Here is a 350-nt window from a genome sequence, read left to right as displayed (position 1 = left end):
ATGAGATTTCCCATGGCGCAAGCCAGTAAGATCCCTGAAAGATGATCAGGTGGATAGGTCCGGTGTGGAAGTGTGGTGACACATGGAGCTGACGGATACTAATCGATCGAGGACTTAATCAAACAGTTTTCCGGTTTTACCCTTCTCATGTATCTGGTTTTCAGAGAATGAAAAATTTCTCTTGAAAAATGTATAAAAAGACATTATAATAGCAAATGTGTCTTACATACTTTGTCTGGCGGCGATAGCGAAGAGGCCACACCCGTTCCCATCTCGAACACGGAAGTTAAGCTCTTCAGCGCCGATGGTAGTTGGGGGTTTCCCCCTGCGAGAGCAGGACGCTGCCAGGC

2 rRNA genes are annotated in these 350 nt (G+C 46.9%); both read left to right on the top strand.

Annotated elements, in window-relative coordinates:
- A 23S ribosomal RNA gene (locus AC0TWI_RS01310) occupies positions 1-122 on the top strand; the annotation flags it as partial.
- Positions 123-234: 112 nt separating this feature from the next.
- Positions 235-350, top strand: a 5S ribosomal RNA gene (gene rrf, locus AC0TWI_RS01305).

The organism is Lederbergia sp. B243.17 (assembly GCF_057657925.1).
This window is presented reverse-complemented; position numbering and strand designations above follow the sequence as displayed.